Genomic DNA, 26,092 nt, shown 5'->3' on the forward strand with positions numbered 1-26,092 from the left:
CGCCCTGTCGCAAACACGCTCTAAGCCCGGATCATGTCGCTTCGGGATTTCGCCCTGCTGGCCTTCGTCTGCGTCGTCTGGGCGGCCAACAATATCGTGTCGAAGTTCGTGGTCGCCCATCTGGGCGTGCCGCCGATGTTCTACGCCGCCGTGCGCTTCGCCGTGGTGCTGATCGCGGTCTTCCCCTGGCTGCTGCCCATGCCGCGGCCGCGCTGGCGGATGCTGGTGGTAGGCGTGCTGATGGGGGCGGGCACCTTCGCCCTTGTCTTCATCGGCCTGAAGACCGCCAGCCCCTCGGCCGTGGCCATCGTCAGCCAGGTGGGGGTGCCGATCACCACCCTGCTGTCCTTCCTGATCCTGCGCGAACGGCTCACCGGGCGGCGGATCGTCGGCATGCTGCTGACGCTCACCGGCGTTCTGGCGGTGATGTGGGACCCGCACGGCTTCAAGATCTCCGGCGGCCTGCTGTTCATCGTCGCGGCCTCGTTCCTGGGCGGCCTGGGAGCGGTGATGATGAAGCAGATGGAAGGGGTGAAGCCCCTGCGCCTGCAGGCCTGGGTGGGCCTGTCGTCCCTCGTGCCCATGGTGGCCCTGAGCGCGGCCCTGGAGCCCGGCCAGGTGCAGGCCGGCATCGCCGCCGGCTGGCCCTTCGTGGCCTCAGCCCTGTTCTCGGGCCTGGTAGTCTCGGTCCTGGCCCACACCCTCTATTACAGCCTGATCCAGAAGTATGAGGCCAACCTGATCTCGCCTCTGACCCTGATGACGCCGCTGGCCACCATCGGCATGGGGGTGGTCTTCACCCACGACGTCTTCGACCTGCGGATGGCCTTCGGCACGGCCATCGCCCTGGCCGGCGTGCTGGTGATCGCGCTACGGCCCAGCCAGGCCGTGGCTTTGCTGGTGGCCTTGCGCAACCGCTCGCAATAACCTTCGCCGCATGACTCCGATCCCGGCGCCCTCGCCCAATTTCGACGTTCGCAAGACCCCGCCGGACATGATCGTCCTGCACTACACCGGCATGCAGACCGGGGAGGGGGCCATCGCGCGCCTGCGCGATCCGGAGGCCAAGGTCTCGGCCCACTACGTGGTGGAGGAGGACGGCCGGGTCTTCACCCTGGTGGCCGAGGAGCGGCGGGCCTGGCACGCCGGGGTCTCCTCCTGGAAGGGCGAGCGCGACATCAACGGCCGCTCGGTGGGGATCGAGATCGTCAATCCCGGCCACGAGTTCGGCTATCGGCCCTTCCCGGAGGCGCAGATCGCCGCGGTGATCGAGCTGGTGAGCGAGATCCGCACCCGCTGGACCATCGAGGACGGCGCCATCGTCGGCCATTCCGACGTCGCCCCCGACCGCAAGCAGGACCCGGGCGAGCTGTTCCCCTGGAAGCGGCTCGCCGAGGCCGGCCACGGCCTGTGGGCCGAACCCGCCGCCGCCCCGGGCCTGCCGCTCGCCGAGGGGGAGGAGGGGGCCGCGGTCTTCGCCCTCCAGGCCGGCTTCACCCGGCTGGGCTATGACTGCGCGCCCTCGGGCACGTTCGACCCCCACACCACCGCCGTGGTCACCGCCTTCCAGCGCCACTGGCGGCCGGACAGGGTGGACGGGATCGCGGACGGGGAGACCCGGGCCCGGCTGATCGCCCTGCTGCGGATCGGCGCCTGATGGCCGGCCGTCGGACGCGGCGTCCGTGAGCCTCGGGCTGGCCAGCTGCGCCCTGATCGTCGGCGACTACCGGCTCGCCCCCCTGCAACGCGACGACGCGGCGGGGCTGTTTGAGTTGTTCGGTGACCCTTTGGTGGCCGAGTACATGGACATCGCCCCCCTCACCACCCTGGCCCAGGCCCACGAGATCATCGACTGGGGGACGGAGCTGGCGGCCGGAGACGGCGGGGTGCGCTGGACGATCCGGCGCCCCGGCGACCCGGCCCTGATCGGCACGGTGGGCTTCAACAACCTGGTCTTCGACCGCGCCCGCCGCGGCGAGGTGGCCTACGACCTGCGCCGCGCCGACTGGGGGCGGGGCGTGATGAGCCAGATCCTGCCCCACGTCCTGGCCTTCGGCTTCCACGAGCTTTCCCTGCGGCGCATCGAGGCCATGGTCACCCTCGGCAACGCCCGGTCCTGCGCCCTGCTGGAACGGCACGGCTTTTCCCTCGAGGGCACCCTGCGCGACCACGCCCACTGGAAGGGGCGCTACTGGGACCAGCTGGTCTACGGCCGGTTGTCCGATTGACCCGCGCGGCGTCTGCGCCCATCTAACGCGCGGACCAGATGGCTGGGCGGTCGCGCCTGCTTCGGCAGGCGAGGAAAGTCCGGGCTCCACGACGACATGGCGGTGGGTAACGCCCACCGGGGGTGACCCTAGGGATAGCGCCACAGAGAGCAGACCTCCCTGCTCCGCCAAGGCTTTGCAGGGCTTGCCCTCCGAAGCTTCAGCGCAGGAGGGGAAGGGTGAAAGGGTGCGGTAAGAGCGCACCGCGGACCCAGCAATGGGGACGGCATGGCAAGCCCCGCCAGGAGCAAGACCGAATAGGGGTGTCGCGCCGGTTCGCCGGTAGGGCTGTCGTAGGCCCGAGGCACCCGGGTAGGTCGCGAGAACCGTCCAGCGATGGGCGGTCCAGAGGAATGATCGCCAATGCCCGCCTCGGCGGGCGGCACAGAACCCGGCTTACAGGCCGTCTGGTCCATCATTTCCCGCCGGCGAGACGCATAGAGCAAGGGCGCGGGCTCAGCCTTTGCGCGCGACTCTAATTATCCACAACCTATGCGACGTTCCGCCGCTATATTTAACGAGTTCTCTGTATGTTCTGTGGAGTGTTTACCGGCGTTAACCATACTTGTCTGCGACATCTTTGAATCCGCGCCAAATAGTCATTTGGAGGCATTGTCGCCCAGTTGAGCCCGTGTTAACCCAATTCTTGTTCGCTAAGTGCTGGGGCCGCGTCGGTTTGGGTCCTCTAGGCGGAGTGAGGGCGGCCCGATCGGGGGCGAGAAACTGGGGCGCGGCGGGATGTTCGTCTCGACGTTCGAGAAGCAGCTGGACGCAAAGCGGCGCATCGTTGTGCCGCAGGAATTCCGCGCTCTCGCCTCTGGCCCCTTCGACGGAATCATCTGCTTCCCTTCCATCGAGGCCGACTGCATCGAAGGTGGCGGCAAAGCCCTGTTGGACCGTTACCTAGGCGTGATCGACGAGATGGATTTCGGCGACCCCCTGCGTTCGGCCCTGGAGACCTCGATCCTGGGCGGCCTGGCCAAGATGAGCTTCGACACCGCCGGCCGGGTGACCCTGCCCGAGGGGCTCTGCGACATGTTCGGCCTCAGCGACTGGGTGGTGGTCGTCGGCCTCGGCGACCGGTTCCAGATCTGGGAGCGCGAGGCGTTCCAGGCCCACCGCGCCGCCCAGCGCGAGATCGCCCGCGAGGGCCTGGCCCAGCTGCGCGGCGCCCAGCGCGCCGCCCGCGCCGGGGCCGGTTCATGAGCGCCCCCCACGTCCCCGTCCTGATGGCCGAGGTGATCGAGGCCCTCAAACCGGGTCCCGGCCAGCGCATCGTCGACGGCACCTTCGGGGCCGGGGGCTATTCACGGGCCCTGCTGGCCACCGGGGCGGAGGTCATCGCCTTCGACCGCGACCCCACCGCCCGCCGCTTCGCGGAGGGCCTGGGGGACCGCTTCCAGCTCATCGAGGCCTGCTTCTCCGAGATGGACGACCGGCTGGGGGAGGGCTCCGTCGACGGCGTCGCCCTGGACCTGGGGGTCTCCTCCATGCAGCTCGACGAGGCCGACCGCGGCTTCTCCTTCATGCGCGACGGGCCCCTGGACATGCGCATGGGCGCGCAGGGCCCCACCGCCGCCGACCTGATCAACACCGCCGATCCCGCCGAACTGTCGCGGATCTTCTGGGTCTATGGCGAGGAGAAGAAGGCCCGCCGCATCGCCGGCGCCATCGCCCGCCGCCGCGAGGAGCAGCCCTTCGAGCGCACCCTGGAGTTCGCCGACTTCGTCGAGCGGGTCCTGGGCGGCCGCCGCGGCGCCAAGGTCCATCCCGCCACCCGCACCTTCCAGGGCCTGCGCATCGCCGTGAACGACGAATTGGGCGAGCTGGAGGCGGGCCTGGTGGCCGCCGAACGCGTCCTGAAGCCCGGCGGCCGCCTGGCGGTGGTGACCTTCCACTCGCTGGAGGACCGCATCGTGAAGTCCTTCTTCATCCCCCGCGCCGGCCAGACCCCGGCCGGCTCGCGTCACCTGCCGCCGGCCCAGGCCGGCGCCGCCCCCAGCTTCGAGCTGATCTTCAAGGGGGCCCACGCCCCGTCCGAGGCCGAGATCGCGGCCAATCCCCGCGCCCGTTCGGCCAAGCTCCGCGCCGCGGTTCGCACCGCCGCGCCGGTCTGGAAGGAGGCCGCATGAGCCTGCTGGATCGCCGGGTCCGGGGCTTCCGCCTCGTCGACGTCGTGGCCCTGGCCCTGCTGATGGCCCTGGTGATGTCGGTCTATCTGGCCAAGACCATCGCCGGCCGCGAGCGCTCCGAGATCGCCCTGGTGGAGCGCCAGATCGCCGCCGAGCACGACCGCATCCGCCTGCTGAAGGCCGAGGTCAGTCATCTGGAGCAGCCCTCGCGCATCGAGCAGCTCTCCACCGGCTATCTGGGCCTGGCGCCCATCTCCGCCAAGCGCGAGGTCACCCCCGACGCCCTGGCCGAGATCGCGCGCAAGGAGCCGGCGTCGTGAGCCTGGCCCACCCCAATTTCCAGGCCCCCGGCTGGGGCTGGCTGAAGGCGCGGCTCTGGGGCCTGGAGCACGCCTTCGAGCGCGCCAAGGCGGCCGGCAAGGCCGAAGACGACACCCGCATCCGCATCTTCTTCGTGGCCGCCATGTTCGCCGCCGGGTTCGTCACCCTCGGGGTCGGCGCCACCCGCATGGCCCTGTTCTCCGACGCCGGCCGCGGCAATGGCCTGGCCGGCCCCGTGGGCGCCGCCCGCGCCGATCTCACCGACCGCAACGGCGCCATGCTGGCCGCCGACCTGCTGCACTACGGCCTCTATGTCGATCCACGCGAGATCTGGGACACCGCCGAAACCCGCCGCGCCCTGCACGCCGCCCTGCCGGGCCTGTCCCCGGCGCGGCTGGAACGCGCCCTGCGCGGCGAGCGCCGCAGCTTCCTGGTGGGCGGCCTGACCCCCGAGATCCGCGGCCGCATCCATGAGCTGGGCCTGCCCGGCGTCACCTTCGAGCCCGAACAGCGCCGGCTCTATCCCCTGGGCACGACGGCGGCCCACCTGATCGGCTTCGCCGACACCGGCGGGGAGGGGCTTTCGGGCGCCGAGCTGGCCCTCAACGACGCCATCCGCGGCGGCGCCCCCAGCCACCAGGCCACGCCGCTCTCCATCGACCTGCGGGTGCAGGCCGCCCTGGAGGACGAACTCTACAAGGCCGCCGCCGCGCACCAGGCCAAGGGCGCGGTGGGGATCATCACCAATGTCCACACCGGCGAGATCCTTGGCATCGCCTCCTATCCGACCTTCGACCCCAACCTGGCCGGCAAGGCCACGCCCGAGCAGCTGATCAACCACGCCGCGGCCTCGGTCTATGAGATGGGCTCGACCTTCAAGGTCTTCACGGTGGCCATGGGGCTGGACTCCGGCACCGCGACGCTCGCCTCCACCTTCGACGCCCGCCAGCCGGTGAAGATCGGCGGCCAGACGATCCACGACTACCACGCCGAGAACAAGATCATGTCGGTGGCCGACATCTTCATCCACTCGTCGAACATCGGCACCACCAAGCTGGCCCTGCAGGCCGGCTCGGCCACCGTGCAGAAGTACTTCAAGGCCTTTGGCCTGACCCGAGCGGCCCCGGTGGAGCTGTCGGAGAGCGCCAAGCCGATCGTGCCGCGCCACTGGAACGAGAACGACGTCGCCTCCACCTCCTTCGGGCACGCCATCTCCGTCTCGCCCCTGGCGGTCGCCGCCGGCATGGGCGCGATCCTCAACGGCGGGACCTATGTGCCCCTGACCATCCGGCCGATGAAGCCGGGGACCCGGCCCGAGGGGACCCGCGCGGTCTCCGAGGAAACCTCCCGGGCCATGCTGGACCTGATGCGGGTCAATGTCGTGCGCGGCACCGGCGGCAAGGCCAATGCGCCGGGCCTGCGGGTGGGCGGCAAGACCGGCTCGGCCAACAAGGTGATCGGCGGCCGCTACTCCACCAACGTCCTGGTCTCGTCCTTCGCCGCGGTCTTCCCCACTGACGGGCCCCTGGAGGCCGACCGCTATTTCGTGCTGATCCTGATGGACGAGCCCAAGGGCACCCCCGAGACCTTCGGCTTCGCCACCGGCGGCTGGACCGCCGCACCGGCCGCCGGCCGGGTGATCGACCGCGTCGCCCCCTTCCTGGGCGTGGCCCGCCGTCCCGACCTGGTGGCCGCGACGCCCACCGAGGCCGTCGTCCCCATCGAGAGCGAACACTGATGGGCGTGCGGCTGTCAGAGCTGGTGGCCCGCGACCTCGCCGTCGATCCGATGATCGAGGGCGTGACCGCCGACAGCCGCAAGGTGAAGCCGGGCTTCCTGTTCGCCGCCCTGCCGGGGACGAAGGCCGACGGCCTGGCCTTCGTGCCGAGCGCTGTCTCGGCCGGCGCCGCCGCCGTGATCGCGACAGCCGAGGCGCCCGGCCTGGACGTGCCCTTCGTCGTGACCCCAGACCCGCGCCGCGCCTACGCCCTGGCTGCCGCCGCCTTCTGGAAGGTCCAGCCGGCCACGGTGGTGGCGGTGACCGGCACCAACGGCAAGACCTCGGTGGCCGCCTTCTGCCGCCAGATATTCAACGCCGGCGGCCATCGCGCCGCCAGCATGGGCACGCTGGGGGTCTACGCCACCGGCCCGAACGGCTTCGAGGCGCAGCTCACGCCGCCCGGCCTCACCACGCCGGACGCCGCCGACGTCGCCGAGCTGATGAGCAAGCTGGTGGATCTGGGGGTCACCCACCTGGCCCTGGAGGCCTCTTCCCACGGAGTGGAACAACGCCGCCTGGACGGCGCGCGAATTTCCGCCGCCGGCTTCCTGAACCTCACTCAGGACCACCTCGACTATCACGTCACGATGGAGGCCTATCGCGACGCCAAGCTGCGGCTGTTCACGACCCTGCTGCCCCGCGGCGGGACCGCGGTGCTCAACGCCGATTCCGACGCCTGTGACGCCTTCGCCGCCGCCGCCGTCACCCACGGCCAGACGTTGATGTCGGTGGGCGCGGCGGGGCAGGGCCTGACCCTGCTCTCCCGCACCCCGACCCCCGAGGGGCAGCGCCTGACCATCGCCGCCCAAGGCCGGACCTATGAGGTCAACCTGCCTCTGGTGGGGGGCTACCAAGCCTCAAACGCCCTGGTGGCGGCGGGCCTCTGCATCGCGGCGGGTGAGCCCGTGGCGGGCGTCATGCGGGCGCTGGAAACGCTCGAAGGCGCTCCTGGCCGGCTGCAGCTGGTCGGGACGAGCCCGAAGGGCGGCGTCGCCTATGTGGACTACGCCCATACGCCGGACGGCCTGGAGACGGTGCTGCAGGCCCTGCGGCCCCATGTCGAGGGCAAGCTGATCGTGGTGTTCGGGGCGGGCGGCGACCGCGACCGCACCAAGCGGCCGCTGATGGGGTCGATCGGCGCTCAGTACGCCGACCTCGGCATCGTCACCGACGACAATCCCCGCAGCGAGGACCCCGCCGCCATCCGCGCCGAAGTCATGGCCGGGACCACCGGCCTGCAGAACATCGGCGACCGCCGCGCGGCGATCCGCGCCGGCGTCGCCCTGCTGGAGGCCGGCGACATCCTGGTGGTGGCCGGCAAGGGCCATGAGAACTGGCAGACCATTGCCGGCGTCAACCATCCGTTCGACGACGTGGTCGAAACCGAGCAGGCCCTGCGAGGCCGGCCATGAGCCTATGGACCGCGGACGAGATCGCCGAGGCGACCGGCGGCCAGGTGGTCGGCGACTTCGCCGTCGACGGCGTCTCCATCGACACCCGCTCCATCGAGACCGGCGACCTGTTCGTGGCCCTGGCCGGGGTCCGCGACGGTCACGAGTTTGTCGCCCCGGCCCTGGCCAAGGGCGCGGCCGGGTCCCTGGTCAGCCAGGCGGTGGACGGCCCCCACGTCCTGGTGGAAGACACCTTCAAGGCCTTGGAAAGGCTGGGAGAAGCCGCCCGTGTTCGTGCGCCTCAGGTGCGCCGCGGCGCGGTCACCGGCTCGGTCGGCAAGACCAGCGTGACCCAGGCCGTGCGCGCTGGCCTGATGCTGGCGGGCAAGGCCCATTCCTCGGTGAAGAGCTACAACAACCACATCGGCGTGCCCCTGACGCTGGCCCGCATGCCCCGCGACACCGAGCGCGCCGTGTTCGAGATCGGCATGAACCACGCCGATGAGATCACCCCCCTGACCCGCTTCGTGCGGCCCCATGCCGTGGCCATCACCACCGTGGGCCCGGTCCATGTGGAGAACTTCCCGGACGGCGAGATCGGGGTGGCCCGCGCCAAGGCCGAGATCTTCGACGGCCTGGAGCCGGGCGGGGTGGCCATCCTCAACGCCGACAACAAGTGGTTCGACCTGCTGAGCGCGGCGGCCCGCGCCGCCGGCGGCAAGGTGCTGAGCTTCGGGGCCGGAGAGGCCTGCGACGCCCGCCTGATCGACTTCCAGCCCCAGGCCGGCCACGCCGTGGTCCAGGCCCGGCTGCACGGCAAGGCCCTGGACTTCCCGATCCTGCAGACCGGCTTCCACTGGGGCCCCAACAGCATGGCGGTGCTGCTGATGCTGGAGGCCCTCGACGTCTCCCTCGGCGACAGCCTCGCGGCCCTGGGATCCTTCGAGCCCCTGGAGGGCCGCGGCGCCGAGAAGACCATCCGCCTGGCCGGCGGGGCCTTCACCCTGATCGACGAGAGCTACAACGCCAACCCGATCTCCATGACCGCGGCCTTCGCGACCCTGGGCGCCCGCAAGGCCTCGGGGCGGCGGATCGTCGCGCTGACCGACATGCTGGAACTGGGGGAGGGCGGCCCCGCCTTCCATGCCGGGCTGGCCGAGCCGCTGGAAAAGGCGGCCATCGACCTGGTGTTCTGCGCCGGTCCCCTGATGAAATCCCTCTGGGACGCCCTTCCGCCGACTCGGCGGGGCGGGTACGCCGAGTCTGCGGCAGAGCTGGCGCCGCAGGTCACCCGGGCCGTAGAGCCTGGCGACCTGGTGATGGTGAAGGGGTCCAACGGCTCGAAGGCGGGCGCGGTGACAGCCGCGCTGGTCGCCCTCGATGGCCGTTCCGGGGAGGCGGGCTGATGCTCTATTGGCTGTATGAGCAGATGTCGGCGGGCGGCCACGTGCCGGTCCTCAACCTTCTGAAATACCTGACCTTCCGCACCGGCATGGCCCTGTTCACCGCCCAGATCGTGGTGGTTCTGATGGGCTCGCGCTTCATCCGCTGGATGCAGGCCAAGCAGGGCAAGGGCCAGCCGATCCGCGCCGACGGCATCGCCCGTCACGTGGTGGAGAAGGCCGGCACCCCCACCATGGGCGGCGTCATGATCCTGGCCGGCCTTCTGGTGGGCACCCTGCTGTGGAGCGACCTGTCCAACGTCTATGTCTGGGCGGTGATCCTGGTGACCGTGGGCTACGGAATCCTCGGCTTCACCGACGACTACGCCAAGGTCACCAAGCAGACCACCGAGGGTGTGTCGGGCAAGGTCCGGCTGCTGCTGGAGGCGATCATCGCGCTCGCCGCCGTCGCCCTCATCGTCATCTATGGCGGCCGCCCGCCGGAAGCGCCGGAGCTGGCCACCTCGGTGGCCTTCCCGATCTTCAAGGGCCTGCTGCTGAACATGGGTTGGTTCTACCTGGCCTTCGGCGCCTTCATCATCGTCGGCGCGGCCAACGCGGTGAATTTCACCGACGGCCTGGACGGCCTGGCCACCGTGCCGGTGATGATCGCCGCCGCCGCCTTCGGCCTGATCACCTACCTGGTGGGCAACTATGTCTTCGCCCGCTACCTGCAGCTCCACTTCGTCCCCGGCGTGGGCGAGGTCGGCGTGTTCTGCGGGGCCATGATCGGGGCTGGCCTGGGCTTCCTCTGGTACAATGCGCCCCCGGCCAAGATCTTCATGGGCGACACCGGCTCCCTGGCGCTCGGCGGCGCCATCGGCACCGTGGCCGTGGCCACCAAGCACGAGATCGTGCTGGGGATCATCGGCGGTCTCTTCGTGCTGGAGACCCTGTCGGTGATGATCCAGGTCGCGTCGTTCAAGCTGACGGGCAAGCGGGTGTTCCGCATGGCCCCGATCCACCACCATTTCGAGAAGCTCGGCTGGTCGGAATCCACCGTGGTGATCCGCTTCTGGATCATCGCCGTGGTCCTGGCCATCCTGGGCCTCGCCACCCTGAAACTGCGGTAGGGAGGGCGTGAGCAGGTCATGATCCCGGTCCGCGGCTTCGAAGGCAGGACGGTCGCCGTGTTCGGCCTGGCCCGCACGGGTCTGGCCGCCGCGCGCGCGCTGGTGGCCGGCGGCGCCCAGGTGGCGCTGTGGGACGAGCGGCCGGAAGGCCGCGCCGCCGCGGAGGCCGAGGGCCTGCCCCTGGTGGACCTGTCCACCGCCGACTGGAGCCAGTTCGCCGCCCTGATGCTGTCGCCGGGCGTGCCGCTCACCCATCCCGAGCCGCACTGGACGGTCACCAAGGCCCAGGAGACCGGGGTCGAGATCGTCGGCGACATGGAGCTGTTCGCCCGCACCGTGAACGCCGCGCCCGAGCACAAGCGCCCGAAGATCGTCGCCATCACCGGCACGAACGGCAAGTCCACCACCACCGCCCTGATCGGCCACATCTGCGCCTCGGCCGGTCGCGACACCCGCGTGGGCGGCAATATCGGCGTGGGGGTGCTGGGCCTGGAGGACATGCACGGCGGGGCCGTCTACGTCCTGGAGATGAGCTCCTACCAGCTCGACCTGACCTCCAGCCTGAAGCCCGACGTCGCCATCCTGCTGAACGTCTCCCCCGACCACCTGGAGCGCCATGGCGGCATGGAGGGCTATGTCGCCGCCAAGCGCCGCATCCTGCTCAACCAGGGCAAGGGCGACACCGCCGTCATCGGGGTGGACGATCCCTGGGGCCAGCGGATCTGCACCGAGATCACCGCCGCCAACCGCCGCACCATCGTGCCGATCTCGGCCTCCAAGGCCATGGGCCGCGGCGTCTACGCACTCCAGGGCCTGCTCTACGACGCCACCGGCGAGCGCGCCGTCGAGGTGGCCGACCTGCTGCGGGCCCGCTCCCTGCCGGGCCGCCACAACTGGCAGAACGCCGCCGCCGCCTATTCCGCCGCCCGCGGCCTGGGCATCTCCGCCGAGGACGCCGCCGAGGGCCTTATGAGCTTCCCGGGCCTGGCCCACCGCATGGAGACCGTCGGCCAGCTCGGCCGCGTGCGCTTCGTCAACGACAGCAAGGCCACCAACACCGACGCCGCCCGCCAGGCCATGTCGAGCTACCCCAAATTCTACTGGATCGCCGGCGGCCAGCCGAAGACCGGCGGTATCGACGCCCTGGCCGACCTGTTCCCGAAGATCGAGACCGCCTACCTGATCGGCGAGGCCTCCGAGGCCTTCGAGGAGACCCTGAAGGGCAAGGCCCCGACCGTCGCCTGCGGGACGATGGAGGTCGCCGTGGCCAAGGCCTATGCCGACGCCGCCGCCAAGGGCCAGGACGCCGTCGTCCTGCTCTCGCCGGCCTGCGCCTCCTTCGACCAGTTCGCCGACTTCGAGGCCCGGGGCGAGGCGTTCCGCGCCGCCGTCCAGGCCCTGACCGCGCCCGCGGCCAAGGGAGCCCGCGCATGAACCCCACCCAGGCCCACGCCTTCGCGCGCAGCGACCGCACCCCGGTCGGCGTCTGGTGGTGGACCATCGACCGCTGGATGCTGGGCGCCGTGGGCGTGCTGATCATCCTGGGGGTGATGATGTCCTTCGCCGCCAGCCCCTCGGCCGCGGCGCGGATGAATGTCGGCGACCCCTTCCACTTCGCCGTGCGCCAGTGCCTGTTCGCCGCCGTCGGCTCGGTGATCCTGATCTCCACCTCGATGCTCGACACCAAGGGCGTGCGGCGGGCGGCCTTCTTCATCTACATCGCCGCCATCGCCATCATGGCGGTGCTGCCCTTCATCGGCCACAACGCCAAGGGGGCGACCCGCTGGCTGGAATTCGCCGGCTTCACCCTGCAGCCGTCGGAGTTCATGAAGCCGGCCCTGATCATCCTGGTCTCCTGGATGTTCGCCGAGGGGCAGAAGGGCCAGGGCGTGCCCGGCGTCACCATCGCCTTTGGACTCTACCTGCTGTCGGTGGGCCTGCTGCTGATCCAGCCCGACGTCGGCCAGACGGTGCTGATCACCGTGGCCTTCGGCGCGGCCTTCTGGATGGCGGGCGTGCCGCTTTCCTGGGTGATGCTGCTGGGCGGAACCGCGCTGGCGGGCCTGTCCTCGACCTATTTCCTGTTCCCCCACGTGGCCAGCCGCGTGGACCGCTTCCTCAGCCCCGACCGGGCCGACACCCACCAAGTGGACCGGGCCGCCGAGGCCATCGCGGCGGGCGGCTTCTTCGGCCGCGGTCCGGGGGAGGGGGTCATGAAGCGCCACGTCCCCGACCTGCACACCGACTTCATCTATTCGGTGGCGGCGGAGGAATACGGCCTGATCTTCTCCCTGATGCTGATCTCGCTGTTCGCCTTCGTGGTGATCCGCGGCCTCTACAAGGCCATGAAGCTGAGCGATCCCTTCCAGCAGGTGGCGGCGGCCGGCCTCTTCGTCCTGGTGGGCGAGCAGGTCTTCATCAATGTCGCGGTGAACCTCAACATGATCCCCACCAAGGGCATGACCCTGCCGTTCATCTCCTACGGGGGCTCCTCCATGCTGGCCATCTGCCTGACGCTCGGCCTGGCGCTCGCCCTCACCCGGCGTCGTCCCGGGGCCTATTCCCAGGGCGAGGGCCTCGCCAAGTCCGCGGCCTTCGCCTAAAGCGCACCCATGCGCAAGATCGCCGTCGTCGCCGCCGGAGGCACCGGTGGGCACCTCTTCCCCGCCCAGGCCCTTTCCGAGGCCCTGATCGCCCGCGGCTGGCGCATCGTGCTGGCCAGCGACGAGCGGGTGGCCGCCTTCGCCGAGAGCTTCCCGGCCGAGGAGCGCATCGGGCTCTCGGCCCGCACCTACAAGCCCCGCGACCCCGTCGGCATGGCGCTCGCCGGCCTCTCCATCCTGCGCGGCGTCATGCAGGCCCGCGCCGCCTTCCGGCGCATCCAGCCCGACGTGGTGGTGGGGTTCGGCGGCTATCCCTCCGTGCCGGGCCTGCTGGCCGGGATCACGCTCAACCTGCCCACCGTGATGCACGAGCAGAACGCGGTCATGGGCCGGGCCAACCGCCGCCTGGTGAGCCATGTGAAGGCCGTCGCCTGCGCCTTCCCCATGCTGCAGAAGGCCCCGCCCAAGGTCGCCGACAGCGCCGTGGTGGTGGGCAATCCGGTGCGCCCGGAGATCCGCGCCCTTTTCGACCTGCCCTATGAGCCGCCCACCGCCGACGGGCCGATCCGCATCCTCATCACCGGCGGCAGCCAGGGCGCCCGCCTGCTGTCCGAGCTGATGCCCGAGGCCATCCGCATGCTGCCCGAGGCCCTGCGCGCCCGCCTGAAGGTGCAGCAGCAGACCCGCGCCGAGAGCATGGACAACGCCCGGAAGATCTATGCCGACGCCATGGTGGAGGCCGAGATCGCCCCCTTCTTCCGCGACATGGCCGGCCGCCTGAAGGACGCCCACCTGGTGATCGGCCGCTCGGGCGCCGGCACGGTCTGCGAGTTCGCCATCGCCGGAAAACCCGCCATCCTGATCCCGCTCGCCATCGCTCTGGATGACGACCAGGGTCAGAACGCCAAGGTCATGGCCGACGCCGGCGGGGCCCAGGTGGCCCGCGAGCACCAGCTTACCGTCGACACCATGGCCACGGCGCTCGAAAAGCTGCTGACCAATCCCGACCGCCTGGCCCGCATGGCCGCCGGCGCCCGCTCCATCGCCAAGCCCGACGCCGCCGAGCGCCTGGCCGACCTGGTCGAAAAGACCGCAGCCCGACAGTAGGCCGATCCCATGAACCGCCGTCCTGTCCCGTTCCCCGTCGGCCCCGTGCACTTCATCGGCATCGGCGGGATCGGCATGAGCGGCATCGCCGAGATCATGCTGCGCATCGGCTATTCGGTGCAGGGCTCCGACGCCAAGGCCGGCGCCAACACCGAGCGGCTGGAGAAGCTGGGGATCAAGGTCTTCATCGGCCAGGGGGCGGCCAATATCGAGGGCGCCTCGGCCATCGTCTATTCCACCGCCATCAAGGCCGACAATCCCGAGATGCTGGCCGCCCGCGAACGGCGGCTGCCGCTCGTCCATCGCGGCGAGATGCTGGCCGAGCTCACGCGGCTGCAGTTCTCGGTGGCGGTGGGCGGCACCCATGGCAAGACCACCACCACCTCGCTGGTGGCCGCCCTGCTGGACGCCGGCGGCATGGACCCCACCGTGGTCAATGGCGGCATCATCAACGCCTACGGAACCAACGCCAAGGTGGGGGAGGGCGAGTGGATCGTGGTGGAGGCCGACGAGAGCGACGGCACCTTCCTTAAGCTGAAGTCCACCTGCGCCATCGTCACCAATATCGATCCCGAGCACCTGGACTATTACGGCGACTTCGACGCGGTGAAGAAGGCCTTCCAGGACTTCGTGGAGAACGTGCCCTTCTACGGCTTCGCCGCCGTCTGCACCGACCATCCCGACGTCCAGGCCATGGCCGCCAAGGTCGTCAATCGCCGGCTGATCGCCTACGGGACCAATCCGCAGGCCGAGGTTCGCGCCGAAAAGATCACCATGGGCCCCGACGGCTCCCGCTTCGACGCGGTCATCGCGCCCCGCGACAGCGCACCTCTGCGCTGGGAGGACCTGCACCTGCCCATGGCCGGCCACCACAACGTCATGAACGCCCTGGGCGCCATCGCCATCGCCCGCGAGCTGGGGGTGTCTGAGGCCGACATCCGCAAGGGGCTGACCACCTTCGGCGGGGTGGGCCGCCGCTTCACCACGGTCGGCGTTGCGAACGGGATCCGCATCATCGACGACTACGGCCACCACCCGGTGGAGATCTCCGCGGTGCTGAAGGCCGCCCGCGCGGTCACCGGCGGCCGGGTGATCGCCGTGGTGCAGCCGCACCGCTATTCGCGCCTGCACGACCTGTTCAGTGAGTTCTGCGGCTGCTTCAACGACGCCGACGTGGTGATCGTCTCCGACGTCTACACCGCCGGCGAGAGCCCCATCGAGGGCGCCAACCGCGACGGCCTCGTGGACGGCCTGCGCCGCTTCGGCCACCGCCGCGCCGTGGCCCTGGAGAGCCCGGCGGCGCTCGCCCGCGTCATCGCCGACGAGGCCCGGCCCGGCGACCTGGTGGTCTGCCTCGGCGCCGGCGACATCACCAGCTGGGCCTACGCCCTGCCGGCCCAGCTCGAGGCCCTGGCGGCAAGTTGAGCGGGCTCGACAACCTCCCCAAGGTCCGCGGCAAGCTGCTCCGCGACGAGCCCCTGGCCCCCTTCACCTGGTTCCGGGTCGGCGGCCCGGCCGACGTCCTGTTCCTGCCGCAGGACGAGGAGGATCTCGCCGACTTCCTGAAGGGCCTGGACCCGTCCGTGCCGGTGACGGTCCTCGGCGTCGGCTCCAACACCCTGGTGCGCGACGGCGGGGTCGAGGGCGTGGTGATCCGCCTGGCCGGCCGCGCCTTCGGTCGGATCGAGCCGCGCGGGAACAACCGCATCTATGCCGGGGCCGCGGCCCTGGACGCCCTGGTGGCCCGCGAGGCGGCCAAGGCCGGGATCGCCGGCCTGGAGTTCTATCGCGGCGTGCCGGGCTCCATCGGCGGGGCGGCGATGATGAACGCCGGCTGCTACGGCGCCGAGACCAAGGACGTCCTGGTGGAGGCCTATGCCGTGACCCGGAGCGGCGGGCGGGTGACCCTCTCCAACGCCGAGATGGGCTTTTCCTATCGCAGGTCCGCCAAGGCCGCCGAGGGGGGGCTGATCTTCACCGGCGCCCTCTTCGAGGGGACCCCCGACGACCCCGCCGCCGTCGAGGCCCGCATGGCCGAGATCACCGCGCGCCGCGAGACCACCCAGCCGATCCGCGAGAAGACCGGGGGCTCCACCTTCAAGAACCCGCCGGGCCACTCCTCCTGGAAGCTGGTGGACGAGGCCGGCTGGCGCGGCAAGCCCTTCGGCGGCGCCATGTTCTCGCCCCTGCATTCGAACTTCCTGATCAACACCGGCGAGGCCACCGCGGCCGACCTGGAGGGCCTGGGCGAAGCCGTCCGCGCCGACGTGAAGGCCAAGACCGGGATCGAACTGGAATGGGAAATCAAGCGCATCGGCCGGCCCTGATCCTGGTGCGCCACGCGGCGCCCGCCCAGGACCCCAACGTTCCCCCGCCCCAGTGGTCGCTGTCGGAGGCGGGCCGCGACGCCGCCCGGGCGCTGGCGGGCAAGCTCACTCATCTGAGACCCGCCGCCGTGGTCTCCAGTCCCGAGATCAAGGCCCTGGAGACGGTCGCCATCCTCACCGAGGGCCTGGGCCTGGAGGTCGAGACCGACCCCTGCTTCGCCGAACTACACCGTCCCAAATGGCCCTTCAGCGACACCGCGACCTTCGAGGCCCGGGTGGCCCAGGTGCTGTCGACGCCCCACGAGAGCATCGAGGGCGCCGAGCCCGCTGGGGAGGCCGCCGCCCGGTTCACGCAGGGCCTGCTGCGCCACGCCGCCCGGCCCCTGATGGTCGGTAGCCACGGGACGATCCTGGCGGCCTATCTCGCCCTGGAGAGCGGCCGCTGGGACGCCGACCTGTGGAAGAGCCTGCGCCTGCCCGAGGCCCTGGTGCTGGACGCCGAGAACCGGCTGATCGCGCGGATCGGCGTCTGACCCGCCCCGCCGCCGATCGCCCCTTGGCGCCCCCTACGGCAGGGGACTAGCTCTCGCCCGACATCCGCGTTGGGAGGCGCCGGTCATGGGCAAGGTGGTCAGAATCGGCGGGGCCGGCGGCTTCCTGGGGGATTCCTCGGTGGCCGCGCCGCAGCTGCTGAAGGGCGGCAAGCTCGACTACATGATCCTCGACTACCTGGCCGAGGCCACCATGTCGGCCCTGGGCCAGCTCAAGGCCGCCCGCCCCGACCAGGGCTTCGCCCGCGACTTCACCGAATGGGTCTGGAAGGACAACCTCCAGGAGCTCAAGGCCCAGGGGGTGAGGATCGTCACCAACGCCGGCGGCCTCAATCCCCAGGCCTGCCGCGCGCGCATGGAGGAGCTGGCCGCCGCCGCCGGCCTGTCCTTCAAGATCGCCGTGGTCGAGGGCGACGACCTGATGGACCGCCTGGGCGACCTTGCGGCCCGCGGCCTGACGGAGATGTTCACCGGCGCGGCCTTCCCCGATCCCGGCCACGTCTTCACCGCCAACGCCTATTTCGGCGGCCGGCCGATCGCGGAGGCGCTGGCCGCCGGGGCCGACATGGTGATCACCGGGCGGGTGGTGGACTCAGCCCTCGCGCTCGGCCCCCTGATGCACGAGTTCGGCTGGAGCGACGACGACCACGACCGGCTCTCGGCCGGCTCCCTGGCCGGCCACGTCATCGAGTGCGGTGCCCAGGCCACAGGCGGCCTGTTCACCGACTGGGAGGAGGTCCCCGACTGGGCCCACATCGGCTATCCGGTGATCGAGTGCCAGGCCGACGGAAGCTTCGTGGTCACCAAGCCCCCCGGCACCGGCGGCCTGGTCTCGCCCGCCGCCGTGGCCGAGCAGATCCTCTATGAGGTGGGCGATCCCCAGGGCTACGCCCTGCCCGACGTGGTCTGCGACTTCACCCAGGTGCAGGTGGAGGCCCTCGGCCCCGACCGCGTCCGCGTCACCGGCGCCAAGGGCTATCCCGCCAGCGGGGCCTACAAGGTCTGCATCACCTTCGAGGACGGCTACCGGTTCATCGGCGCCATGCCGGTGGTGGGCCGCGACGCCGGCCGCAAGGCTCAACGCCAGGCCGAGGCCCTGCTGGAACGGCTCGGCGACATGCTGCGCGACCGCAACCTGCCGCCCCTGCGCGACAGCCGCATCGAACTCTTGGGGGCGGAGTCCTCCTACGGCGCCCAGGCCCGCCCCGAGGCCCTGGCCGTCCGCGAGGTGGTCGCCCGGGTCGGCGCCGAGCACGAGAGCGCGCAGGCCCTGGGCCTGCTGGCCCGCGAGTTCGCCTCGCCCACCACCTCCATGAGCGTCGGTTCCACCGGCTGGTTCGGCGGCGCGCCGACCATCACCCCGGTGGCGCGGGTCTATTCCGTCCTGCTGCCCCGCACCGAGGTGCCGGCCACGGTGTCGGTGGGCGATCGAACCTTCACCGTCGAGGCGGCGCCACCGGCCAGGCCCTTCGACCCCGCCATGGTGGTGCGCCCGCAGGCGCCCGCCGCCCCCGCCGACGAGGCGGTCGTCCAGGTTCCCCTGATCGAGGTCGCGTGGGCGAGGTCCGGGGACAAGGGCGACGCCTTCAATATCGGGGTCATCGCGCGCCGGCCCGACTACCTGCCCTGGATCCGCAAGGCCCTGACCCCCCAGGCGGTGAAGGCCTTCTTCGCCCACGAGTTCGAGGGGGCCAAGGCGCCCGAGGTGATCGCCTACGACCTGCCGGGCCTCCAGGCCCTGAACCTGCACTGCATCCAGGCCCTCGGCGGCGGCCAGTTCTCCAGCCTCCGCCTCGACCCGCTCGCCAAGGGCAAGGCCCAGCAGCTCCTCGACATGCCCATCGACATCCCCGCCCGCCTGCTGGCGCGGTGATGTTGCAGACCACGACATCCTCCCGCGTCATCCCGGCCGCAGCGAAGCGGAGAGCCGGGACCCAGGGGCCGTGATCAATCCCCCTGGGTCCCGGGTCTCCCCTGCGGGTCGCCCGGGATGACGTGTTGGGGGTTCGCGCCCCGACCCCCTGGCGTTCCCAAGTCACCGCTTACGAAAGGCCCACCCCATGAAACTCGACTCCAGCATCTCGGCCGTCATCACCGGCGGCGCCTCCGGTCTCGGCGCGGCCACCGCGCGGCGCCTGGCCGCCCACGGGGTCAAGGTGGCCCTCTTCGACCTCAATGAGGAACTGGGCGAGGCCCTGGCCAAGGAACTCGGCGGCGTCTTCTGCAAGGTCAATGTCACCTCCAGCGAGGAGGTGGACCTAGCCTTCGCCAAGGCGCGCGCGGCCATCGGCCAGGAGCGCATCCTGGTGAACTGCGCCGGGGTCGGCGGCTCGGTGAAGACAGTGTCCCGCGACCGCGAGACCGGGGCGATCAAGGAGTACCCGCTGGAGAACTTCGAGCGCATCGTCCAGATCAACCTGATCGGAACCTTCCGCTGCATCACCAAGTCGGCGGCCGGCATGCTGACCCTCGACGTCCTGCCCGACGGCGACCGCGGCGCCATCGTCAACACCGCCTCGGTGGCGGCCGAGGACGGCCAGATCGGCCAGGCGGCCTATACCGCGTCGAAGGCCGGCATCGTCGGCATGACGCTGACCATCGCCCGCGACCTCTCCAGCGAGGCCATTCGGGTCAACACCATCCTGCCCGGCATCTTCGACACCCCGCTGCTGCAGCGGGCCAGCGAGGCGGTGAAGGCGGGCCTCGCCGCCCAGGTCCCGTTCCCCAAGCGCCTGGGACAGCCCGAGGAATACGCCCAGCTCGCCGAGACCATGATCGTCAACGGCTATTTCAACGGCGAGGACGTCCGCCTCGACGGCGCCATCCGCATGGCCCCACGCTGAAACCGCGCTAAGACCCCGTCGGACCGGCGAACAACAAGGAACCCCGCGACATGAATCTCGGACTGGACGGCAAGGTCATCTTCATCGCCGGCGGCAGCCGCGGCATCGGCCTGGGCATCGTCGAGGCCTGCCTGGCCGACGGCGCCCGGCTGGTGATCACCGCCCGCGGGGCCGACGAGTTGGAGGCCACCCGCGCCCGCCTGGCGGCGATCCACGGCCAGGACCGCCTGATCGCCATCGCCGGCGACATGCGCGACACCGCGGTCATCGAGGCCGCCGTGGCCCGGGCCGAGGACGAGTTCGGTCCCATCTTCGGCGCCGTGGCCAATGTCGGCCTGCACCCCTGTCCCCCCGGCTTCGAGGTGGACGACGAGACCTGGGACGCAGGATTCAGCCAGAACCTGGACTCCGCCTGGCGCCTGTCGCGGGCCGCCCTGCGGCGGATGACGCCGCGCGGGGAGGGCTCGGTGCTGCTGATCAGCTCCATCGCCGGCCTCGGCGCGCTGGGAACCCCGCTCACCTACGGCACGTCGAAGGCCGCCATGAACCACCTCACCAAGGAGCTGGCCCGCATCGCCGGCGCCAGCGGCGTGCGGGTCAACGCCATCGCGCCGGGCAATATCGTCTTCCCGGGCGGCGACTGGGAGAACCGCGCCAACGGCCCCCGCGCCGCGGCCTGGAAGCGCTGGATCGACCGCGAGGTCCCCCTGCAGCGCTTCGGCACGCCCGCCGAGATCGGCGCCGTCGCCGCCTTCCTGATGAGCCCGCTCGCCAGCTTCGTCACCGGCGCCGTGGTGCCCGTGGACGGCGGCCAGACGCGGTAGGGGGCGAGCTTGACCCTGGCGGACCGCCGCCGCACCCTTGAGGGATGAAATTCCCGCTCAAGGCGCTGGCGCTCACTGGCTGCCTGGCGACCTCGGCCGCCGCCGCCGGGCCCGTTCGCCCTCAGATGTCGCCCGACGCGCCGCCGCCGCCGCGGGTGGTGACCGGCCCCCTGTGTGGCGGCGAGGATGGGGACGACTGTGAAGTCTTTCCCGTCCACCTGCGCGCCACCGCGGCGGCGCCTCACGATCTGCGGGCCCGTCCCGACGACTCCGCGCCGATGGTGGGCCGGGTGCGGGCGGGGGAGCCGGCCGACATCATCGCCCGCCAGACCACCTACGTCCCCACCGCGGCCTGGTGAGCGCCGGGGGGCGGGGGCCTATCGCCCGGGGATGTCGTCTACCTGTTCTACGGCCCCGATGTGGGCGGCGACCCGCTGCGGCCGGCCGCAGCCGAGGCCGACCCGGAGCAGAACCTCGTCGCCCTCTGGCGCCGGGGCCAGAAGCTGTGGGTGCGGCTCGACGGCGACGGCGCGCCTGTCATCGACTGGGAGGGCGATCCCACCGACCGCCCGCCATTTCGTCCATTGGGTGCGGCTGGCGCCTGCCAGGGGTCCCGGCGGCTGGCTGCGCGGGCCGGAGAATTCCTTCTGCTGGGTCGGCTCCGACTGCTGACCCCGCGAGACCTCGACGGTCACATGTCGGCCCCCGTCGGCCGCCCGCGAAGTCCCCGACACCTTGCGCCGCAACACCTCGCGGCGCGTGCGGGGCCTGTGAAGGGCCTTGTCCTCCATCCGCGACGACCGACAGGTGAAACGCGGCGCCCGGCTTGACTCTCCGCCCCACCTGTCGCACCGCCGAGACATGAAAACCCTGCTGACCGCGGCCGCCTGCGCCGCCCTGCTCACGGCCCTCCCGGCCCAGGCCGCCGACCTCGCCGCCACCGCCGCGAGCCTGCGCGACAAGGCCCTGTCCGACCCCACCGCCTGGGACGTCCTGGAGAGCCTGACCACCGAGGTCGGCGGCCGCCCGGTCGGCTCGCCGGCCATGGCCCGGGCCAAGGACTGGAGCGTCGCCACCTTCCAGCGCCTGGGCTTCTCCAACGTGAAGGTGGAGACCTTCCAGACTGGCGCCTGGTCCCGCGGGGCCGAGAGCGCCTCGGTCGTCTCGCCCTATCCGCAGCCCCTGCACATCCTGGGTCTCGGGGGCTCCTCGCCCACCCCGGCGGGCGGGCTGGAGGCCGAGATCGTGGTCTTCTCCACCTATGCCGACCTGTTGGCCCAGCCCCCCGGCGCCCTGAACGGCAAGATCGCCGTGGTCACCCAGAAGATGACCCGCACCCAGGACGGCTCGGGCTACGGCGCCATCAACGCCCAGCGCACCTCCGGCCCCGTCGAGGCCGCCAAGCGCGGGGCGGTGGCCTACCTGACCCGCTCGCTCTCCACCGACGACACCCGCCTGCCGCACACCGGCGGGGCGTCGCCGGCGGGCATCCCGGCCGCGGCCCTGTCCACCGTCGACGCCGAGCTCCTGGACCACATGGCCGCCCGCGGCCGGCCGATCCGCATCCGCCTGGACATGGCCTCCAGCTTCGATCCCAAGGCCACGGCCTGGAACATCTCCGGCGAGATCCTCGGCCGCGAGAAGCCCGACGAGGTGCTGGTGATCGGCGGCCACCTGGACAGCTGGGACCCGGGCACGGGGGCCGTCGACGACGGCGCCGGTGTGGCCATCATGACCGGCGCCGCCAAGGTCATCGCCAGCCTGCCCAAGGGCCCGCGCCGCACCATCCGCGTGGTGATGTTCGGCTCCGAGGAGCAGGGCGGCAGCGGCACGGCCTATGCCGCGGCCCACAAGGACGAGATCGGCAAGATCGTGCTGGTGGGCGAGAGCGACGAGGGGGCGGGCCCGGTCTGGCAGGCGGACCTGCCCAAGGGAAGCGCCGCCGCGCCCGAGATGAAGGCCTTCGCCAAGGCGGTCGCGCCCCTGAAGGTGATCGTCACCGGCGACCCCAGCCGCTTCGGCGGCTCTGACGTCGGCCCCATGGTCCGATTGGGGGCGCCGGTGGTGGACCTGCACCAGGACGCCAGCCGCTATTTCGACCTGCACCACTCGGCCGACGACACCCTGGACAAGGTCGATCCCCAGGAGCTGGCCCAGAACGTCGCGGTCTGGACCGCCTTCCTCTACACCGTCGCCGACAGCGACATCGATTTCCGCAAGCTCGCCTCGGAGGCCAAGTGAGCCAACCCCTTTCCGGCCACCATGTCGCCCTGCTGCTGGGCGGCCTGTCCTCCGAACGCGATGTCAGCCTGGTCTCCGGTCGCGAGTGCGGCGACGCCTTGGAACGGCTCGGCGCCAAGGTCACCCGCGTCGACGCCGGCCGCGACCTGGCCCAGGTGCTGGCCAAGCTGAAGCCCGACGTCTGCTTCAACGCCCTGCACGGTGAGTGGGGGGAGGACGGCTGCGTCCAGGGGGTGCTGGAGACCCTGGACCTGCCCTACACCCACTCGGGCGTCTTGGCTTCGGCCCTGGCCATGGACAAGGCCAAGTCCAAGGCGGTGCTGGCCGCCGCCGGAGTTACGGTGCCGGGCGGGGGGCTGTTCAACCGCTTCGAGGCCGCCGCCGGCCACGTGATGGCGCCACCCTATGTGGTGAAACCCAACGCTGAGGGGTCCTCCGTGGGAGTCTATATCGTCCTGGACGGCGCCAATCGGCCGCCGCAGGAGATCGTCGCGCCGGAATGGACCTTCGGCGAAGAGGTGATGATCGAGCCCTATATCCGCGGCAAGGAGCTCGCCGTGGCGGTGATGGACGGCAAGGCCCTGACCGTCACCGACATTGTCCCCAGATCGGGTTTTTATGACTACGAGGCCAAGTACGGGGAGGGGGGCTCCGAGCACATCCTGCCGGCGCAAATTCCCTTGCCTGTCTTGGAAAAAGCCATGGCCCTGGCCGAGCGCGCCCATGCTGCGCTTGGTTGTCGCGGGGTTACCCGATCCGACCTTCGTTATGACGACATTAACGACATTCTGGTCCTTCTAGAGGTCAACACCCAGCCCGGCATGACGCCGACTTCGCTCGTCCCCGAGCAAGCGGCGCTGAAGGGCGTGGACTTTGACAACCTGGTGCTTTGGATCACGGAGGACGCTTATGCCCGCGGCGCTGCGGGGGGGATCGCGAGTTTCGGCGAAACCCCGGGCTAGAAAGCCCGCTGGCTCCAAGTCTCGCTCCCAGGCCAAGGCGCCTGCGGGGTACGCCCCCGCGAAGCTGGGCGCCGCCCGCGGCGTCGGCCTCTCGCCGCAACACGCGCTGATCGGCGCCGGCGGCGTCCTGGCCATCGCCCTGATCGCGACCCTGGCCACCGGCGACCGCGCCCACAAGCTGTCCCAGGCCATCAACGGCGCGGTGGGCGGCCAGTTCGCCCATCTCGGCTTCCGCCTCAACGCCGTGCACGTCCAGGGCGCCTCGCCCATGGCCACCGCCGACATCCTGGCCGCCGCCGGGGTCTACAAGGACCAGCCGATGCTGGGCCTGGACCTCGAGCAGCTGCGCCAGCGCATCGAGGCCGTGGGCTGGGTCAAGGAAGCCCGCGTCATCCGCCTGCTGCCCGACACGCTGGTCCTGGCGGTGGTGGAGCGCAAGCAGCTCGCCGTCTGGCAGCACAACGGCCAGAGCCACGTGATCGACGACCACGGGAAGATCATCCCCGAGGCCCGGTCCGACAAGTTCCCCAGCCTGCCGCTGATCGTCGGCGAGGGGGCCAATGAATACGCCGCCGAGATCCTGCCCGAGGTGGCCGCGCGACCGCGGCTGATGGAGCGGATCGAGGCCCTGGTGCGGGTGGACAACCGCCGCTGGGACCTGCGGCTGAAGGACGGATCGCTGGTGCAATTGCCGGCGGTGGACGAGGACGGCGCCCTGATAAAACTGGAGCAGCTGGATCAGAGCCAGCGCATCCTGGAACTGGGTTTCGAGCGGATCGATCTGCGTGATCCGAGCGTGGTGGCGGTGCGGCCGCGCGACGGGGCCCTTCCCGGGCAACTCGTCGCGAACGGCGTTTGAGGAAGAGGGCAGACCAGTTGGCGACCCGTGTTGAGGACCGCAAGGAGAGCCGCGAGGGGCTGAAGGCCGCGCTTGGCCGCCAGCCGGTGATCGCCGCGGTGGACCTTGGCGCGTCCAAGGTGAGCTGCTTCATCATGAAGCATGACGGCGTGCGCCGGTCCGACCGCACCCTGACGGCGGCCGGTGTCGGCTATGTCCAGTCGCGCGGCGTGCGCGGCGGGGCGATCGTCAATCTGGACGAGGCGTCCGACGCCATCGCCCAGGCCGTGGAGCGGGCCGAGAACGTGGCCGGCGTCCAGGTCCAGGGCGTCACCGTCGCCACCGGCGGCGGCCAGCTCACCAGCCATCGCATCTCCGGTCGCGTGTCGCTCGGGGCCCGCGCCATCTCCGACAACGACCTGGTGCGCGCCATCCAGGCCGCCCTGGCCCAGATCAAGCTGCCCGGCCGCCGCGCGGCCCACATCCTGCCGGTCGCCTGGAGCGTGGACGGTCAGTCCGGCATCCGCGATCCGCGCGCCATGTTCGGCCGCGCGCTCGGCGTGGAGCTGCTGGTGGTCTCGGTGTCCGAGGCCGTCTTCCAGACCCTGGGCGCCTGCGTGGAGCGGGCGCACCTGCAATTCGACGGCGTGGTCGCCGCCCCCTTCGTCTCGGCCCTCGCCGCCCTGGAGGAGGACGAGATGGACCTGGGGGCGGTCTGCATCGACATGGGCGGCGGCTCGACCTCGGCGGCGGTGTTCTCCGGCGGCAGCCTGGTCCACGTCGAGACCCTGCCGGTGGGCGGCAGCCACGTGACCGCCGATATCGCGCGGGGCCTGTCGACCTCCATCGCCGGCGCCGAGCGGATCAAGACCCTGCACGGCTCGGCCATCGCTTCGGCCAACGAGGACCGCGAGATGATCGAGGCGCCGCCGCGCGGCGACGATCCCGGCGCAGGCCCCGTCATCGCCCCGCGCTCCCTGCTCAAGGGCATCATCGCCCCGCGCGTTGAAGAGACCCTGGAACTGCTGCGCGACCGCCTGAAGGCCTCGGGGGCCCCCGTCGAGCCCGGCGCGGGCCTGGTCCTGACCGGCGGCGCCAGCCAGCTGGCCGGCGTCCGCGAAGTGGCCGTTCGTGTGTTCGACCGCCCGGTGCGGCTGGGCCGGCCGCGTCGCGTGCCGCACCTGGCCGACGCCGCCTCCGGTCCCGCCTTCTGCGCGGCGGCCGGCGTTCTGCACCGTCACGCCTTCGGCCCCCGCGAGGCGGTCTCGGCCAAGGCCCTGGCCTCGGCCAAGCTGCGGCGCGAGCCCCTGGACCCGGGGGCCAACCCCGTGGCCAAGGCCGCCGCCTGGCTGCGCGAGAACCTCTGACCGCAACGCCTGGCGGCGCCCTG

At 71.1% G+C, this 26,092-nt stretch carries 25 protein-coding genes and 1 other RNA gene; 25 read left to right on the top strand and 1 reads right to left on the bottom strand.

Going from position 1 to position 26,092, the window contains the following annotated elements; translation table 11 throughout:
- Positions 1-33: 33 nt before the first annotated feature.
- The 21 genes from ACO06I_RS01810 to ACO06I_RS01910 all read left to right on the top strand — a co-directional run bounded on the left by ACO06I_RS01810 (position 34) and on the right by ACO06I_RS01910 (position 21,020).
- Positions 34-927, top strand: a complete 894-nt coding sequence (locus ACO06I_RS01810) for a DMT family transporter (RefSeq protein WP_421930920.1) — start codon at positions 34-36, stop codon at positions 925-927.
- 10 nt (positions 928-937) lie between these two features.
- Positions 938-1,657 carry an N-acetylmuramoyl-L-alanine amidase gene (locus tag ACO06I_RS01815; RefSeq protein WP_421930921.1) on the top strand — a complete coding sequence of 240 codons (720 nt, stop codon included), beginning with the start codon at positions 938-940 and terminating at the stop codon, positions 1,655-1,657.
- A gap of 25 nt (positions 1,658-1,682) precedes the next feature.
- The gene (locus tag ACO06I_RS01820) at positions 1,683-2,228 is read left to right on the top strand and encodes a GNAT family N-acetyltransferase (protein WP_421930922.1); all 546 of its coding nucleotides are present in this window, start codon (positions 1,683-1,685) and stop codon (positions 2,226-2,228) included.
- Between the two features lie 34 nt (positions 2,229-2,262).
- Positions 2,263-2,682: RNase P RNA component class A (rnpB, locus tag ACO06I_RS01825), an RNA gene on the top strand.
- Positions 2,683-3,005: 323 nt separating this feature from the next.
- Positions 3,006-3,473: a division/cell wall cluster transcriptional repressor MraZ gene (locus ACO06I_RS01830; protein WP_421930923.1), complete on the top strand. Its 468-nt coding sequence runs from the start codon at positions 3,006-3,008 to the stop codon at positions 3,471-3,473.
- Entirely contained in the window at positions 3,470-4,399 is a 930-nt protein-coding gene (gene rsmH, locus ACO06I_RS01835; RefSeq protein WP_421930924.1) for a 16S rRNA (cytosine(1402)-N(4))-methyltransferase RsmH, read from the top strand. Before ACO06I_RS01830 ends, rsmH begins: the two co-directional genes overlap by 4 nt.
- The gene (ftsL, locus tag ACO06I_RS01840) at positions 4,396-4,719 is read left to right on the top strand and encodes a cell division protein FtsL (RefSeq protein ID WP_421930925.1); all 324 of its coding nucleotides are present in this window, start codon (positions 4,396-4,398) and stop codon (positions 4,717-4,719) included. Before rsmH ends, ftsL begins: the two co-directional genes overlap by 4 nt.
- On the top strand, positions 4,716-6,458 hold the full coding sequence (locus ACO06I_RS01845) for a peptidoglycan D,D-transpeptidase FtsI family protein (protein ID WP_421930926.1): 1,743 nt from the start codon (positions 4,716-4,718) through the stop codon (positions 6,456-6,458). Before ftsL ends, ACO06I_RS01845 begins: the two co-directional genes overlap by 4 nt.
- Positions 6,458-7,912 (top strand): UDP-N-acetylmuramoyl-L-alanyl-D-glutamate--2,6-diaminopimelate ligase, encoded by a 1,455-nt coding sequence (locus tag ACO06I_RS01850; RefSeq protein WP_421930927.1) that lies wholly within the window; start codon positions 6,458-6,460, stop codon positions 7,910-7,912. Before ACO06I_RS01845 ends, ACO06I_RS01850 begins: the two co-directional genes overlap by 1 nt.
- Positions 7,909-9,297, top strand: a complete 1,389-nt coding sequence (locus ACO06I_RS01855; RefSeq protein WP_421930928.1) for a UDP-N-acetylmuramoyl-tripeptide--D-alanyl-D-alanine ligase — start codon at positions 7,909-7,911, stop codon at positions 9,295-9,297. The genes ACO06I_RS01850 and ACO06I_RS01855 overlap by 4 nt, the downstream gene beginning before the upstream one ends.
- A complete protein-coding gene (gene mraY / locus ACO06I_RS01860) occupies positions 9,297-10,406 on the top strand; it encodes a phospho-N-acetylmuramoyl-pentapeptide-transferase (protein ID WP_421930929.1) in 1,110 nt (369 codons plus the stop codon). The genes ACO06I_RS01855 and mraY overlap by 1 nt, the downstream gene beginning before the upstream one ends.
- An 18-nt stretch (positions 10,407-10,424) precedes the next feature.
- Positions 10,425-11,840: a UDP-N-acetylmuramoyl-L-alanine--D-glutamate ligase gene (murD, locus tag ACO06I_RS01865; protein WP_421930930.1), complete on the top strand. Its 1,416-nt coding sequence runs from the start codon at positions 10,425-10,427 to the stop codon at positions 11,838-11,840.
- Positions 11,837-13,009 (top strand): putative lipid II flippase FtsW, encoded by a 1,173-nt coding sequence (gene ftsW / locus ACO06I_RS01870; protein WP_421930931.1) that lies wholly within the window; start codon positions 11,837-11,839, stop codon positions 13,007-13,009. The genes murD and ftsW overlap by 4 nt, the downstream gene beginning before the upstream one ends.
- A gap of 9 nt (positions 13,010-13,018) precedes the next feature.
- Positions 13,019-14,116, top strand: coding sequence for an undecaprenyldiphospho-muramoylpentapeptide beta-N-acetylglucosaminyltransferase (gene murG / locus ACO06I_RS01875; protein ID WP_421930932.1), 1,098 nt, complete (start codon positions 13,019-13,021; stop codon positions 14,114-14,116).
- Between the two features lie 9 nt (positions 14,117-14,125).
- Entirely contained in the window at positions 14,126-15,541 is a 1,416-nt protein-coding gene (gene murC, locus ACO06I_RS01880) for a UDP-N-acetylmuramate--L-alanine ligase (RefSeq protein WP_421930933.1), read from the top strand.
- Positions 15,538-16,443 carry a UDP-N-acetylmuramate dehydrogenase gene (gene murB / locus ACO06I_RS01885; protein WP_421930934.1) on the top strand — a complete coding sequence of 302 codons (906 nt, stop codon included), beginning with the start codon at positions 15,538-15,540 and terminating at the stop codon, positions 16,441-16,443. Before murC ends, murB begins: the two co-directional genes overlap by 4 nt.
- Positions 16,413-16,976: a histidine phosphatase family protein gene (locus ACO06I_RS01890; RefSeq protein WP_421930935.1), complete on the top strand. Its 564-nt coding sequence runs from the start codon at positions 16,413-16,415 to the stop codon at positions 16,974-16,976. Before murB ends, ACO06I_RS01890 begins: the two co-directional genes overlap by 31 nt.
- Positions 16,977-17,061: 85 nt before the next feature.
- Positions 17,062-18,867 (top strand): acyclic terpene utilization AtuA family protein, encoded by a 1,806-nt coding sequence (locus tag ACO06I_RS01895; RefSeq protein ID WP_421930936.1) that lies wholly within the window; start codon positions 17,062-17,064, stop codon positions 18,865-18,867.
- A 187-nt stretch (positions 18,868-19,054) separates the two neighbouring features.
- Positions 19,055-19,837 (top strand): SDR family NAD(P)-dependent oxidoreductase, encoded by a 783-nt coding sequence (locus ACO06I_RS01900; RefSeq protein WP_421930937.1) that lies wholly within the window; start codon positions 19,055-19,057, stop codon positions 19,835-19,837.
- Positions 19,838-19,887: 50 nt separating this feature from the next.
- Positions 19,888-20,661: an SDR family NAD(P)-dependent oxidoreductase gene (locus tag ACO06I_RS01905; protein ID WP_421930938.1), complete on the top strand. Its 774-nt coding sequence runs from the start codon at positions 19,888-19,890 to the stop codon at positions 20,659-20,661.
- Positions 20,662-20,705: 44 nt separating this feature from the next.
- Positions 20,706-21,020: a hypothetical protein gene (locus tag ACO06I_RS01910; RefSeq protein ID WP_421930939.1), complete on the top strand. Its 315-nt coding sequence runs from the start codon at positions 20,706-20,708 to the stop codon at positions 21,018-21,020.
- Between the two features lie 18 nt (positions 21,021-21,038).
- Here ACO06I_RS01910 and ACO06I_RS01915 read toward each other — a convergent pair whose 3' ends face one another.
- Positions 21,039-21,356, bottom strand: coding sequence for a hypothetical protein (locus ACO06I_RS01915; RefSeq protein ID WP_421930940.1), 318 nt, complete (start codon positions 21,354-21,356; stop codon positions 21,039-21,041).
- A gap of 166 nt (positions 21,357-21,522) precedes the next feature.
- On the opposite strand from ACO06I_RS01915, the gene ACO06I_RS01920 reads away from it, so the two are divergent.
- The 4 genes from ACO06I_RS01920 to ftsA all read left to right on the top strand — a co-directional run bounded on the left by ACO06I_RS01920 (position 21,523) and on the right by ftsA (position 26,069).
- Positions 21,523-22,902 carry a M20/M25/M40 family metallo-hydrolase gene (locus tag ACO06I_RS01920; RefSeq protein ID WP_421930941.1) on the top strand — a complete coding sequence of 460 codons (1,380 nt, stop codon included), beginning with the start codon at positions 21,523-21,525 and terminating at the stop codon, positions 22,900-22,902.
- Entirely contained in the window at positions 22,899-23,864 is a 966-nt protein-coding gene (locus ACO06I_RS01925; protein WP_421930942.1) for a D-alanine--D-alanine ligase, read from the top strand. The genes ACO06I_RS01920 and ACO06I_RS01925 overlap by 4 nt, the downstream gene beginning before the upstream one ends.
- A complete protein-coding gene (locus tag ACO06I_RS01930) occupies positions 23,812-24,723 on the top strand; it encodes a cell division protein FtsQ/DivIB (RefSeq protein ID WP_421930943.1) in 912 nt (303 codons plus the stop codon). Before ACO06I_RS01925 ends, ACO06I_RS01930 begins: the two co-directional genes overlap by 53 nt.
- Before the next feature lie 134 nt (positions 24,724-24,857).
- Entirely contained in the window at positions 24,858-26,069 is a 1,212-nt protein-coding gene (ftsA, locus tag ACO06I_RS01935; protein WP_421933588.1) for a cell division protein FtsA, read from the top strand.
- The last annotated feature ends 23 nt before the right edge of the window (positions 26,070-26,092 follow it).

This window comes from Phenylobacterium sp. (genome assembly GCF_965229015.1).
Lineage (GTDB): Bacteria > Pseudomonadota > Alphaproteobacteria > Caulobacterales > Caulobacteraceae > Phenylobacterium.